This is a genomic window from Curtobacterium sp. AB451, from assembly GCF_050585845.1.
Taxonomy (GTDB): Bacteria; Actinomycetota; Actinomycetes; order Actinomycetales; family Microbacteriaceae; genus Curtobacterium.
The window spans coordinates 493,575-506,961 of record NZ_JBOBQG010000001.1 but is presented as its reverse complement, the minus strand read 5'-3'; the positions used below and the strand labels follow the sequence as shown (position 1 = coordinate 506,961).

The 13,387-nt window shown below is 68.4% G+C and carries 11 protein-coding genes; 9 read left to right on the top strand and 2 right to left on the bottom strand.

What is annotated here, in order from left to right; translation table 11 throughout:
* Positions 1-60 precede the first annotated feature (60 nt).
* The 8 genes from ACQXVK_RS02300 (at position 61) to ACQXVK_RS02265 (ending at position 10,624) form a co-directional block, all read left to right on the top strand.
* Positions 61-1,125 (top strand): LLM class flavin-dependent oxidoreductase, encoded by a 1,065-nt coding sequence (locus ACQXVK_RS02300; RefSeq protein WP_430852534.1) that lies wholly within the window; start codon positions 61-63, stop codon positions 1,123-1,125.
* A complete protein-coding gene (locus tag ACQXVK_RS02295; protein WP_430852533.1) occupies positions 1,122-1,826 on the top strand; it encodes a cysteine hydrolase family protein in 705 nt (234 codons plus the stop codon). Before ACQXVK_RS02300 ends, ACQXVK_RS02295 begins: the two co-directional genes overlap by 4 nt.
* A 5-nt stretch (positions 1,827-1,831) precedes the next feature.
* Positions 1,832-3,157, top strand: a complete 1,326-nt coding sequence (locus ACQXVK_RS02290) for an NtaA/DmoA family FMN-dependent monooxygenase (RefSeq protein ID WP_430852753.1) — start codon at positions 1,832-1,834, stop codon at positions 3,155-3,157.
* 1 nt (position 3,158) lies between these two features.
* A complete protein-coding gene (locus ACQXVK_RS02285) occupies positions 3,159-4,880 on the top strand; it encodes an MFS transporter (protein ID WP_430852532.1) in 1,722 nt (573 codons plus the stop codon).
* Between the two features lie 56 nt (positions 4,881-4,936).
* Entirely contained in the window at positions 4,937-5,443 is a 507-nt protein-coding gene (locus ACQXVK_RS02280; protein WP_430852531.1) for a flavin reductase family protein, read from the top strand.
* Between the two features lie 869 nt (positions 5,444-6,312).
* Complete coding sequence (locus tag ACQXVK_RS02275; RefSeq protein WP_430852530.1) at positions 6,313-9,402, top strand: cutinase family protein; 3,090 nt, start codon at positions 6,313-6,315, stop codon at positions 9,400-9,402.
* Complete coding sequence (locus ACQXVK_RS02270) at positions 9,399-9,773, top strand: hypothetical protein (RefSeq protein ID WP_430852529.1); 375 nt, start codon at positions 9,399-9,401, stop codon at positions 9,771-9,773. Before ACQXVK_RS02275 ends, ACQXVK_RS02270 begins: the two co-directional genes overlap by 4 nt.
* Before the next feature lie 545 nt (positions 9,774-10,318).
* On the top strand, positions 10,319-10,624 hold the full coding sequence (locus ACQXVK_RS02265) for a recombinase family protein (RefSeq protein WP_307159810.1): 306 nt from the start codon (positions 10,319-10,321) through the stop codon (positions 10,622-10,624).
* 161 nt (positions 10,625-10,785) lie between these two features.
* On the opposite strand, the gene ACQXVK_RS02260 is transcribed toward ACQXVK_RS02265, so the two are convergent.
* Entirely contained in the window at positions 10,786-11,358 is a 573-nt protein-coding gene (locus tag ACQXVK_RS02260) for a TetR family transcriptional regulator (RefSeq protein WP_402264848.1), read from the bottom strand.
* Positions 11,359-11,446: 88 nt separating this feature from the next.
* On the opposite strand from ACQXVK_RS02260, the gene ACQXVK_RS02255 reads away from it, so the two are divergent.
* On the top strand, positions 11,447-12,322 hold the full coding sequence (locus tag ACQXVK_RS02255) for an SDR family NAD(P)-dependent oxidoreductase (protein ID WP_430852528.1): 876 nt from the start codon (positions 11,447-11,449) through the stop codon (positions 12,320-12,322).
* A 409-nt stretch (positions 12,323-12,731) separates the two neighbouring features.
* Here the strand turns inward: ACQXVK_RS02255 and ACQXVK_RS02250 are convergent, their stop codons facing one another.
* Positions 12,732-13,319, bottom strand: coding sequence for a TetR/AcrR family transcriptional regulator (locus tag ACQXVK_RS02250; protein ID WP_402264842.1), 588 nt, complete (start codon positions 13,317-13,319; stop codon positions 12,732-12,734).
* Between the last annotated feature and the right edge of the window lie 68 nt (positions 13,320-13,387).

Below are 13,387 nucleotides of genomic sequence, written 5' to 3'. Positions count from 1 at the left end.
GCGCGACCCACCCGGCACGACGTGACACGCACCGAGCAACGACCAGAGAGGCGGCGCACCATGCCCGCGAAGGAGTACGGGATCTTCCTCCCGATCGGCAACGGCGGGTGGATGCTCTCCACCACGGCACCCCACCCCGAGGCGACCTACGCCTGGAACAAGCGCGCAGCCCTGCACGCCGAGGCGATCGGTCTCGACTTCGTCATGTCGATGGCGAAGTGGCGCGGCTTCGGCGGGAGCACCGACCACTGGGGGCGCTCCCTCGAGTCGATGACGATGATGGCCGGGATCGCCGAGGCGACCGAGCGCGTGAAGGTCTGGGCGACCATGCACGCGAACGTCCACAACCCGGCGGTCGCGGCGAAGATGTACACGACTCTGCAGGACCTCTCCGGGGGCCGGGCGGGCATGAACATCGTCAACGGGGCCTACGCGGCGGAGTTCGAGCAGTTCGGGATCTGGGACGCGGCCCTCAGCCACGCCGACCGCTACCGCATGACGGAGCTGTGGACCGAGGCGGTCACCCGCCTCTGGACCGAGGACAGCGTCACGATGCACACGCCCTACTTCGACCTCGACGCGTGCGAGTCCCGCCCGCACCCGGCCAGCCGGCCGACGATCATCAGCGCCGGCAAGTCCGAGGCCGCTCGGGCGTTCCAGGCGAAGTACGCCGACGGTGCCTTCCTCGCCGCGGACAGCCTCGACGAGATGCGCGACCTGTCCCGCGACGTCCACGACCGTGCGGCCGCCGAGGGCCGGGAGTGCCGCACGTACTCCATGCTCACCGTCGTGCAGGACGACACCGACGCGGCCGCGCAGCAGAAGGTGCGCGCGTGGGGCGCCGGCGTCGACCGCGAGGCGCTGGCCTCGATGCGGGCGTCGTGGGGCGTCCCCGCCGAGCAGGCCCGTGCGTGGGCGGACGGCGCGGCGGGCGAGGACGCGTTCCAGACCGCGTACGTCGCCGGTTCCGCAGAGACCGTCACCGAGCACATCGAGTACATCGTCGACCGGGGTGAGCTCGACGGCCTCATGCTGATCTTCCCCGAGTACGACCAGGACATGGTGCGCTTCGGCGAGACCGTCCTGCCCGCACTCCGCGAGCACGACGCGGCGGTCGTCCGGTGACCGGCGGGACCGGCGGGCTCGACCCGAGGCTCGCCCTGCTGTCGGACGGAGCGTCCGGCCCGGCGGCTGGCCGCTCACCGGCGCTGGTCGTCGTCGACGTGCAGCGCGACTTCGGTGAACCCGCTCGCATCGCCGGGTACGGCCTCGACGAACGAGCCTCCGCCGCCGTCGGGGCTGCGATCACCCGGATCGGCGAGCTCGTCGAGGCAGCACGGGCGGCGGGCGTCCCCGTCGTCTGGGTGGAGCTCGGCAGCGACCCGTCCGTCCCCTGGCACAGCAGCACGTGGTTGCGTGGTGGTCCGCTCGACGGGCCGATGCCGGAGGACGAGCCCTGCCGGATCGGCACCGCCGGCGCCGAGTGGTACCGCACGGCGCCGGCACCCGGCGAGACCCGCGTCGTCAAGCGCGGCTACAGCGGGTTCCTCGGCACCGACCTGGAGGCGCGGCTCACCACCGCGGGGATCGGCTGGCTGACCGTCGTGGGACTCACGTCCGAGTGCTGCGTCTTCGCCACGGCGCAGGACGCGATGCAGCTCGGCTGGCAGGTCGTGGTGCCGTCGGACGCCACCGCCGCCTACGACATCGACGTGCACGACGCCGCGCTCACGATGATCGAGCTCAACGTCGGTGTCGTCACGGACGCTGCCGAGACCACGGCGCTGTGGCAGGCGTGGGCGGCGGCGAAGGTGGGTGCCCCGTGAGCGGCATGCACATCGCCTACGACCTGTCCTTCACCCACACCGAAGGGCGCTGGGCCGCGCCGGGCAGCTGGGTCGGCCAGGACTTCCCCGACGTCCGCATGTACATGGAGGTCGCACGGACCGCCGAGCGCGCCGGCGTCGACATGCTCTTCTTCGGTGACGGTTCCGGCGTCCCGAGCACCTGGCGCGGCAGCATCGACCCCGCGGTCGAGTGGGGGATCCAGTGGCCGCGACAGGACATGTCGCCGGTCATCGCGGCGATGTCGACGGTGACCGAGCACATCGGGTTCGGACTGACCTACTCGTCGACGTTCACGCACCCGTTCTTCACCGCCAGGCTGCTGAACTCGCTCGACCACGTCACCGGCGGCCGGATGGCGTTCAACGTCGTCGCCTCGTCGCGGGGCGCGGACGCCGCGAACTACGGCTCCGACCACCTGGTCGACCACGACCTCCGGTACGAGCGGATGGAGGAGTTCATCGGCGTCTGCCGCGCGCTCTGGGACTCCGTCGCGCCGGACGCGATCGTCCGTGACCGGGCGACCGGCCGGTTCGCCGACCCGTCGAAGGTGCACCCCATCGACCACGACGGCCGGTTCTTCAAGGTGCGCGGGCCGCTCGCCAGCGTCCCGAGTCCGCAGCGTCACCCGGTCGTCGTGCAGGCCGGCAACTCACCGCGGGGCATCGCCGCGAGCGCGTCGTTCGCCGACCTCGTGTTCGGGTTCGGGGCGAGCGTCGCCGGGCAGCTGCGCCACCGGAGCGCCCTCGACGCCGCACTCGAGGACGCCGGCCGGGACCCCGCCGGGGTCGGGATCCTCTGGGCGACCCAGGTGATCGTCGGCGCGACGCTCGCGGAGGCCCAGGCCCGACGGGACTCGCTCCTGTCGTTCTGGAACCGCGAGGCGGTCGGCACGTTCATCTCGCACAACGCCGGGTACGACTTCTCGACGCTGCCCGCGTCCTTCCGGCTCGGGGACCTGCGCGACGAGATCGTCGCCGCCCAGGCGAGCCCGGCCGGTCTCGTCGGCAGCCTGGTCGCCGAGTTCGGTGAGGACCACACGATGGACCGCGACGACTTCTTCGAGCACGGGTGGCGCGCCGCGACCGGCCTCGACCACATGCTCGTCGGCGACGCCGCGGGGGTGGCCGACGCCCTCCAGGAGAACTTCGCCGTGACCGGTGGGCGGGGCGGCTACATGCTGTCCAGCCCGCTCGGGATGCCGTCCGGGTTCGCCGACCTCAGCGAACTGCTCGTGCCGGAACTCCGCTGTCGCGGGGCCCTCGCGCCGCGGTACCCGGGGACCACGCTCCGCGAGAACCTGGCGGTGTGAGGTGACCCTGGCCCGTCGGTGGCTCGCGCTCGGCGGGCTCTGCCTCGGCTTCTTCATTCTGCTGCTCGACAGCACGATCGTGTCCGTCGCCCTGCCCGACCTCGGGCGTGATCTCGGTGCCGACGCGTCGACGTCGGTGTGGGTGAACAGCGCCTACCTGTTCGCGTTCGCCGTCCCGCTGCTCGTGGCGGGCCGGCTCGGCGACCGGTTCGGGCACCGGCGCATGTACCTCGTCGGGCTCGCGGTCTTCACGATCGCCTCGGTCGGGTGCACGGCCGCGCCGGGGATCGGCGCCCTCGTCGCCTGGCGTGCGGTGCAGGGCCTCGGCGCCGCGTTGCTCACCCCGCAGTGCCTGACCGTGATCCGGTCACTGTTCAACCCGCCGCGGCTCGCCGTCGCGCTCGCCGTCTGGAGCGCCGGCGGCGGGGCGGCGACGGTCGCCGGGCCGATCGTCGGCGGGCTGCTCGTCGAGGCGTGGGGGTGGCCGTCGGTGTTCCTCGTGAACGTGCCCGTCGGGATCGTCACGGCGATCGCGGTCCTCCGCTTCGTGCCGGTCTCCCAGCGCATCGCGGTCCCGCTGCCCCTGTTCGCCGTCCTCGGCGTGACCGTGGGGGTCCTCGGGGTGGTCGTCGGCGTGCAGGGCACGGACACCGGGCTGCTCGCCGACCCGGTCGCCCGTGGTGGAGCGGTGCTGCTCGGCGCCGCGGTGGTCGCAGCCGTCATCGTCCGGCAGCGGCGTGCCGGCGACCGCGCCCTCGTGCCGCTCGCGCTGTTCCGTGACCGCGGCTTCGTCACCGGGTCGTGGGGTGCCACGGCCGCGTCGTTCTGCGTCGGGTCCGCGCCGATCCCGCTCATGCTCGACCTGCAGCAGACCCGCGGGCTCAGCGCTGGATCGGCGGCCCTCGTCCTCGTGCCGATGGGGATCGCGTGCCTCGCCTCGGCGCCGTTCGTCGGTCGCATGACGAACACCGCCGGCCCCCGGGCGACCGCGACGGTCGGCGCCGTCCTGCTCGTCGTGTCGGTGGCACTGACCGCGGTGCTCGTCGGTGCAGCGGCACCACTCTGGACGATCGCCGCGGCCTTCACCGGGTTCGGGATCGCGAACGCGTTCGTCTGGTCGCCGTTCTCCCTCGCCGCGGTCCTCGGAGCGGGCCCCGCGACGGTCGGGGCGGCCTCGAGCGTGTTCAACACCGTGAAGCAGCTCGGCGCCGTGCTCGGCAGCACCGCCACCGCCGTGCTGCTCGCGACCGCGGGGGACGCGGTCGCCCTCGGTGCGCTCGCGCTCGTCGCCTGCGGTGCGGTGGTCGCGGCGCGGGCACTGTCCGGCCGTCCGGCCACCTCCGCGGTGCTGACCGGTGAGATCGTGCACGGTGCCGGGGTCGGACACGACCTGGGGTTCCCGACCGCGAACCTGCGGCCCGACAGCGGCTCCGACGCCCCCGTTCCCGGCGACGGGGTCTACGTCGGGTGGCTCGCTGCTCCCATCGGCGCTCCGGCACGGCAGGCGCTCGTGTCGATCGGCAGCAACAGCACCTTCCCCGATCGTCCCCGCACGGTCGAGGTCCACGTGCTCGAGTTCGACGGCGACCTGTACGGCTCGGTCGTCGAGCTCACCGTCGGACGACGCATCCGACGCCAGCGGAGGTTCCGCGGGCCGGACGCGCTCGTCGCAGCCATGCGCTCCGACGAACGCCGTGCGCGCGCCGTGCTCGCACGCTCATGACCGATCGGCCCTGACCGTTCGTCCCCGACCGCTCGTTCCCCGAGGAGGACCCCATCGTGCACGACCACTTCATCGAGGACCCACTCGACATCCGTGAGGCCATCGCCGAGGTGCCCTCCGTCGTGGCCGCCATCGCCACGTGCGTCGACGGTTCCCCCGTGGTCATGGTGGCGACGTCGTTCACCGTCGGTGTCTCCTACGACCCGCCGCTCGCCACGATCGCCGTGCAGCACTCGTCGACGACGTGGCCGGATCTCGCCGCAGCGCCGACGCTCGGCATCTCGGTGCTCGGCGACGGACACGGGCCGCACACGGCGCAGTTGGCGTCCCGGGACCGCGCGCGCCGTCTGCGCGGCATCGAGTACGCCACCGCCGGGTCCGGTGCGGTGTTCCTCGACGGTGCCCACTCGTGGTTCGAGTGCTCGGTCGAGGGTGTCCACCGCGCTGGCGACCACGACATCGTGGTGCTCCGTGTTCTCCGGGTCGCGCGGGATGCTGCACGGTCGGCGCTCGTCTGGCACCGGCCGGCGCGCCCGAGGGTCGCCGTCGACGCGCGGCCGTAGTCACGTCGGCTCCACCGCGGAGACCGTACGGTGCGGTCGCCGCGACGGGCGCTGATTCACGACGAGATGGAATGCATACAACGCCGCAGATCGTGGCGCCGACCGTCGCTACCGAGCCGCGAACGACCACGAGAACAAGTGCCTGTTCAGGGTGCCCGCACCCGCCTGTTGCAGTTGGTAGTGCCGGTCCGATCAGGAAGAACAGCTCCCACCGGACAAAGCGTAGGAAACCATCGCTTGACCCCGGCCACACAACACCGAGACCACGAACGCGATGGAGGGAGGTGGGATCATGTCGGACGTGCCCGCGGGCGACTGGCGTCCGCGTCTCGTGTTGGTTCGCTCAGCCGTTCTCGTCGTACACGTCCCCCCTACCGTTTTCGGTAGTTCATCACCTCTGTAAGAACTTCACCGGAAACGATCGTTTCTGAGCAGGTAGCTCCTGGGTCGTGACACGCTGTGGGCAGCTTCGCTCGGTGTCGTCCTATTCGCATGGCTCTGCGCGGGATCGTCTCCCGCGCGGTAGATCGACCATGGTGACCGGAGTTGTGAAACGCGACCACGTTTTGCCCTGCTTCGCCGGGGCTCGGGCGCCGATGTACACCGCTGCCGCCGTCGGTCACGCGTCCGACCGTTCGGATCTGAGAGTTCATTAAGCCCATGGCGGAACTAAGCCTGTGAACTGGGGTTTTCTTCTTGTCCCCGAATGGGGGTCACCGAGCGGATTTCAGCTTTCTCTTATGCTCCGAGAACTGACAGCAACCCGTGCTGTCGCTGGGCCTAGGGGGTCTTGTGCGCACGTTGCTGCACGCTCCGCGCTCGAGGAGGCGCAGCATCGCTGCCGCCACAACGACACCGGTACCGGTGGTGTGTTCGTTCCGACCACGGGCCGGATCCTGGACACGAAGAACAACATCGGCGGCTACTCGACGCCGATGCCTGCGAAGACCTGGCGCACCGTCAAGGTCACCGGCCTTGCCGGCGTCCCTGACGATGGCACGGTTGGTGCCGTGTCCATGGTTGCGACGGTTGCTGACATCACCACGGCCGGGCAGTTGTTCGGTCGTCCGGATGCGGACACGAAGTACACGCTGATGGGGATCTACGGCGGCGAGCAGCAGCAGAACACGTCGTTCTCGTCCGTCCTCGCCGTCGGCGCCGACGGCACCATCCAGGTGTACGCGGAGACCAGCGCCCGGCTGATCCTGGACGTGCAGGGCTACTACACCGCGAACACGGACGGCACCGCCCCGGGCGGGTTCGTCCCGCTGAATGGCAAGCGCGTCGCGGACACCCGCTCCGGAACCGGCGTGCCGCAGGCGCAGCTCACCACCGGCAAGAGCGCCGTGCTGCAGGTCACCGGCACCGCCGGTGTCCCGGCGGGCGCGTCCGCGGTGATCGTGAACCTGGTTGCGATGAACGCGACATCGAACGTGGGGTTCCTGACTCCGTACCCGACGGGTGCGGCGCGGCCGGCGAACTCGTTCAACTACGCCGGCGGCACCACCACCACCATGCAGGCGCAGGTGAAGCTCTCCGCTGACGGCAAGATCACGATCTACAACGCCAACAGCACCATGGACCTCGCCATCGACGTGCAGGGCTACTTCACCGCCACCGGTAGCTCCGGTGCGGTGTTCACGCCGGGCTCGGGCCGCATCTTCGACTCTCGCGCGACTGGGAGCACGATCCTCGCCGGGAACGAGACCCGCGCGATCACCGTCGCCGGCCAGGCCGGTGTCCCCGTCATGGGCTCCGGCATCAACTCCGTCGTCCTGACCTTGACCGCGAACGCCGCCAACGGGTCCGGTTGGGGTCGTGTCTGGGCGAACGGCACCAGCGAGCCCGACACTGCTTCGCTCCGCTACGACAACGGAACGGTTCGCTCCAACACCATCACCGTCCCGATTGGCGCGAACGGGAAGATCAGTCTCCATAACATCGGCAACGGGGCAACGAACTTCCTCATCGACGTCCAAGGCTGGTACGCAAACCCGCAAGCGCCGACTATCTCATGCCCGAGCCCATATCTCGCGGGCAGCTGGGCAACAGCGGTTCCATCTGCTGACATCATGTGCACCGTCGTGACACCCACGGAATCGAGCAGCGGCCAACAGCTCGCCGTCACCCTCGACGGCGATCTTGACAGTCTCAATGACTTGTCCGAAAGCGGCACGACGACGACCTCCGTTGCCGTCCCGGCGCACGGGGGTGTCCACACGATTTCGGTAGAGGTTGATACCGCAAGTGGCGCCTTTATTGCAGCGAATATCTACTCCTTTGGCCTCGGTGATTGGTCGTTGAAGTCGCTGACTCCGGCTCCCGCTGACGGGGCGGAGACCAATACAGCCGGATCGCTTTCAGTCGCTCCTGCCGACGACACATTCGGCCCTGACGCTCAGTTCCACTACGTCATCACAAGCGACGCCGACGGTAGCAATTTGGTGGCCGACAGCGACTGGGTCGCGGGTGATTTCCCGATCCCAGCGACTGCCTTGGCGCCAGGGCACACCTACTTCTGGTCTGTGTCGGTGCGTGGCACAAGCGGAGGCTCCACGACCGTCAAGACCGTCACATCGCCGACATGGTCGTTCGTAGCGAGCACGGCACCGACCGCTGCTATTTCCTGCCCCTCTCCGTATCAGGACGGTAGCTGGCAACACGACGCCCTCGATGCGCCCGTGACGTGCACGGTTACGGCGCCGCCGGCGTACACGGACGCGGCAAAGCTTTCCGTTGCTCTCGACGGAAACGATGTCGGCAGCCAGCCTCTCAGTCTTGGAGATCCCACGCAAATGACTGTGACAATCCCATCGGGGGCTGCGGCGCACTCAATCATTGCCACGACGTCAATTGATGCGACAAACGCTAGCACCGACGCGACCTTTGCTTTCGGCTCGGGACTGTGGTCGAACGCGGACTACGTACCGTCGATCAAGGATGGAGGGGATTCTGCGGATATTGCGCCCACACTTTTTGTCGACACCGACGGTGCTCCGTTCAGTGATGACGTCGAACTTCAATACACAGTCAGTGCTAATAGGGACGGAAGCGGTGTCGTCGCCCAGTCGGACTGGTCCTCCCACCCGTTGTCTGTCGAGTCAGGAACCCTCACAACGGTGCGCACATATTTCTGGCACGCTGAGGCAAGAGGGCCGCTGAACGATGGCTCGACTATCGCAGACGTGACCACTCCAACTTGGTCATTCACCGCAACCACAGACTCGAACCTGATTACAGGCGCCACGACTCAGGACACTACGAACTCCTCGCAAACCGAGTCGACGCAGGCGTCTGCAGCATCTAGCTGTCCGTCATGGCTTTTCATTGGCGTGCGTGGCACAAATGAAAAGGCTGGCTCCGGAAAATCCAGATGGGGCCACGGATGGACATCCGGAGGGTACGGCGAGATGGAGCAGGTTGCCCGAAAGCTCAGGAACGATGTTCGCGCCACTGTAGAGTCCCTGAACTACCCTGCCAGTTGGAGCGGGTCCGTTGGTCCGGTGTACTGGAATAGCGAAGCAAAGGGGCAAGCAAATCTCATTTCCGAGGTTAACGCCGTAGCGAAGAGCTGCTCTTCCACGAAGATTTGGATTGGCGGACATTCCCAGGGGGCTCAGGTCGTCGAGGATACCCTCGCGAGTAAGAAATTCTCCAAGACAGCGCAAGCTAATTTCCGGGGTGGCGTGCTCGCAGGCAATCCCACGTACAGGTGGGGTGAGTACGTGGACGCACCGGGCAATGGCGGCCTCAACGGGAAGCTTTACCCGTGGCACCATAGCGTTGACTTCCTCAAGGCCAAGAACAATAAGGGAAAGAAGGTAACGCAAGTTCGATCTTACTGTTTCCCGAATGACCTCTTCTGTCAAACATTCGGCACGTCGCTGCCCGTCCACAATTCGTATAAGAATGAGCCTACTCCTAGTAATGAAGAGAAGTGGTTGAGGCAGTTCGCATGAACACATTAACCAACGACGATCGTAAACGACCGAGCTTGCGTGCCGATTTAGTAATGATTTGGGTATTCTTTATCATAAGTTTGTTCGCGGCAATTATTGGGGCTGGTTATGTGTTCGATTCGAACCTGACTGCCTACGCGTTTTGTGCGGAGAGGCAAAATGTCCCATGCTCCGGTGTGGGGTGGTACGGCAGCATGGCTCTATCTCTTGCAATCGGATTTGGGGCGGTGGCGGGTGGATTGCTCCTCGGTGTGCGTCGGCACCGAACTGGTCGTCGTGGTGCGCTATTCGTCCTTGGCTCAGTAGTTGTCGTTGTTTTGGTGACCTTAATAGCTGTTGTCTTCCTCAAGGTTGCATTGCCCCAACACTGAGCGGTCTGGAAGTGGGTGGCTGCGCGAGGTTCGAGATGTCTTTTCAAGAGCGTTTGCGATTTTGAATGTTCCGACGATCCTGCCGCTGCTGCTTGTGCCGGCGGACCTAGTGCAGATCTACGAGTAGCGATCCGCTGTTTGGTGCCACGAAAGGCACTTCGACACGGGCCATGTGTGCAGAGCTCCTCACCTTCGTGGAGGGTGGGGAGCTCTGCGGTGCGGTGCGGGCAGTGCGCAGGCGACGACTGTTGTGTGGCTGACGCAGTGCGGGTGCTGGAAGTCCAGCACCGCAAGAGCGCGCTGGCCAGCATCGCTGCGCTCGCCCAAAAGAAATCCGCAACGAGCCGTGTGACTGGCACTTAACCGCAATGTCCCGTTAGTGGCCGTTCTGGGTCTCCGACTTACATCCCTACGGTTGCGAGACGTCTCGTAGTCACGCGAACGCTTCCGCCAGTTCCGCGACGTGCGAGTCTCGCAATCATGTGTCGCAAGCATCCGCCATGAATCCCCGCCATGGCGGTTGGTTGCGAGACAGAAGCAGCATCGTGGTGAAGCTGATCGGCTATGCGCGCGTATCGACCCAACGGCAAGGCGCCGATCGGCAAGATCAGGACCTGCTCGCCGCATGTGTCCGGCGGGATGACCTCTACATCGACTACGGCGTGTCCGGGGCCCGCGCCTCCCGGCCAGCGTTCGACCAGGCACTCGACACACTGCATGACGGTGACACGTTGGTCGTCACCACACTTGATCGGCTTGGCGTGTCCCCGATCGACATGCTCAGCTTCACCGTGCAGCTGGGTGATCGGGGGCGGGCCTCTGCGTTCTCAACCCCGGTCGGGCATCATTGACACATCGACCCCACTGGGCCCCATGACGGTCTCCGTCAGGGCGATGCTCACGCACATGGAGCTCTCCCTGTGCTGCCATGACCTCAGCGCGACACTGCCGCCACTCGGTCGAGTCAGCGGGGAGGGAGCTGGCAGTCCTCCGTGCCCACCGGAGGACCCCGTCAGCCCCGTACCACCGCCGCAACCGTCGCCACGACGACCTCCCGCCGCCGCGCCGCCCCCACCTCGTCCGTCAGTCGGGCGTACTCCGGTGTCGCACCACTCCACAGCGCCGCGGTGTGGATCACGACCCCGAGGAGCTCCGCCGCCGAGAACGCCGTCGGCAGCCGTCCGTCCCGCTGTGCGTCCTCGATAGCCCGGAGCTTCGCGGCGTTGCTCTGCACCACGGCATCGATCGGGTGCGAGGTGTCGCCCCGCTCGAGCCGGTACCAGGTCGCCAGGCGCTGCACCCACGGCCGGTGCGCGTACGAGTCGTGCAGGCGTCCGGCGTACTCGGGGAGGTCGTCGGCGTCGATCGTGACCTCGTCGAGCGTCTCGGCGACCATCGCGTCGAAGACCGCGTCGAACAGGCCGTCCTTGCTGCCGAAGTAGTGGTAGATCTGCGCCTTGTTGCTCGCAGCGGCGGCGGCGATCCGGTCCACCCGCGCGCCGGCGATCCCGACCGCCGCGAACTCGTCGCGGGCGGCGACGAGGAGTCGGGCGCGGGTGGCGTCGGCGTCGCGGGGCATCGGCATCAGCCCACGTTATCAACCGGGCGGTTGACAAGCGAGCGACGAAGGTGTTCCATGGGGCCTGTCAACCAACCAGTCAGTTAGGAACACCATGTCCGTCTTCCTCGTCACCGGCGCCTCGCGGGGCCTCGGCCGCTCGATCGTCACCGCAGCCCTCGCCGCCGGTCACCAGGTGGTCGCCGGGGTCCGGGACGTCCACGCCCTCGACGACCTCATCGCCGGCACCGAGCCGACGTCGGCCAGCGCCCAGCTCGTCCCGGTCGCCCTCGACGTCACCGACCCCGACGCCGCCCGTGCAGCCGTCCGCACCGCGGTCGGGCGCTTCGGACGGCTCGACGTGCTCGTGAACAACGCCGGGTACGCGAACCTCGCCAGCATCGAGGACGTCGACCCCGCCGACTTCCGCGCCCAGGTCGAGACGAACCTGTTCGGCGTGGTGACCCTCAGCCAGGAGGCCGTGCACGTCATGCGCGAGCGGGGCTCCGGGCACATCGTGCAGGTCTCGTCCGTCGGTGGCCGCATGTCGACGCCGGGGCTCGGCGCGTACCAGACCGCGAAGTGGGCCGTCGGCGGGTTCTCCTCGGTGCTCGCGAAGGAGGTCGGGCCCCTCGGCATCCGCGTCACCGTCCTCGAGCCGGGCGGTATGCGCACCGACTGGGCCGGCTCGTCCATGTCGGTCGCTCCGGTCCGGCCGGAGTACGAGGCGACCGTCGGCGTGTCCGCGCGGATGCACGGGGGCGCGAGCATCGGTGCGAGTGACCCGGACCTGGTCGCCCAGCTCGTCCTGCAGGTCGTCGCGATGGACGAGCCGCCGCTCCGCCTGCTCGTCGGCCCGGACGCGTTCGAGCACGGGACGACCGCCGGTCGCGCGCTCCTGGCCGAGGACGAGCGGCACGAGGCGCTCAGCCGGTCGACGCAGGCGGCCGACGCGACACCCGAGCAGCTGGACCCGCTGGCGCACGCCTGAGTCGAGACCACCCGCCGGACGGGAGGCGCGGTGCCAGCTGGTACCGCGCCTCCCGTCCGCGAACGGTGCCGTCGTCACGCGCTGGCCGACCGTTCACGGGGCGGGGACCGCGTGAGGTGTCGATGAGCGCGAAACGTCATCGGCGAACCGCGCGAGCGCACGCGCACCCGCCCTCGCGTGCACGACGCACCGTACGGGTACACGGTGCGTCGTGGTGTGGTCACGTCGCGACACGCGCCGTTGCGCGCCGCGACGCGAGTCCGTCGGCCGCGGGACGGCAGGGGCTGGTCGTGCGGTCCCGGCCGTGGGTCCGGCCGGTGTCAGGAGTGTACGCAGGATCGGGGCCGCCGTGGCGGAGTGCTGCGGGATGCCGAACACGCCCTGCGGGTCCCCGCAGGCGAGCATCCGGTCAGGCGGAGGCCAGCGCGCCCATCTCGGCGACGACGGCGCGGAGCCTGGTGGCGAGTTCCTCCGGGCCGCTGACGGTCTCGCGGTGCGCCACCTCGGACAGCGCGGACATCACGAGCGCCACCGCGGTGCGGGCGGTCTGCTCGTCGGTCCGGGCCCCGACCGTGGCGAGCAGGGACTGCCGGGACTCGGCCATCCACTGCATGACCATCGCGGACATCTCCGGGCGGAGCACGAGCAGCTCCTTCATCCGGCGCCGGTCCTGCGACAGGGGCACGGTGGCGGCGACGAGGCCGCACAGGTCGTCGATGAACCGACCCTCGGCGGCGGCGAACCAGGTCGCGGCTGCCTCCGGGACCTCGACGGTGTCGAGGCCGAGGGCTGCGTGCGCCTTCGACGAGAAGTAGTTGAAGAAGGTCCGCGGCGAGACGTCGGCGTCGGCGCAGATCTGCTCCACGGTGACCCCGTCGAGGCCGTGCGCGGAGACGAGCGTCAGCGCGGCGTCGTGCAGCGCCGTGCGGGTCTGCTGCTTCTTCCGTTCACGCAGCGAGCACGGCTCCGTCGCCGTCGTCGCGGGGATGGTGGTCACGGTCGCTCCTGGGGTGGTGGTGTGGGGCGCCCGTCCACGAAGGGGGGACAGCGGACGGGCGCCCCGGT

What these genes read in the sequence shown, in the direction of transcription:
- ACQXVK_RS02300 (WP_430852534.1), top strand. Translation starts at nt 61, where the DNA reads ATGCCCGCGAAGGAGTACGGGATCTTCCTCCCGATCGGCAACGGCGGG.
- ACQXVK_RS02290 (WP_430852753.1), top strand. Translation starts at nt 1,832, where the DNA reads ATGCACATCGCCTACGACCTGTCCTTCACCCACACCGAAGGGCGCTGG.
- ACQXVK_RS02270 (WP_430852529.1), top strand. Translation starts at nt 9,399, where the DNA reads ATGAACACATTAACCAACGACGATCGTAAACGACCGAGCTTGCGTGCC.
- ACQXVK_RS02260 (WP_402264848.1), bottom strand. Translation starts at nt 11,358, where the DNA reads ATGCCGATGCCCCGCGACGCCGACGCCACCCGCGCCCGACTCCTCGTC.
- ACQXVK_RS02255 (WP_430852528.1), top strand. Translation starts at nt 11,447, where the DNA reads ATGTCCGTCTTCCTCGTCACCGGCGCCTCGCGGGGCCTCGGCCGCTCG.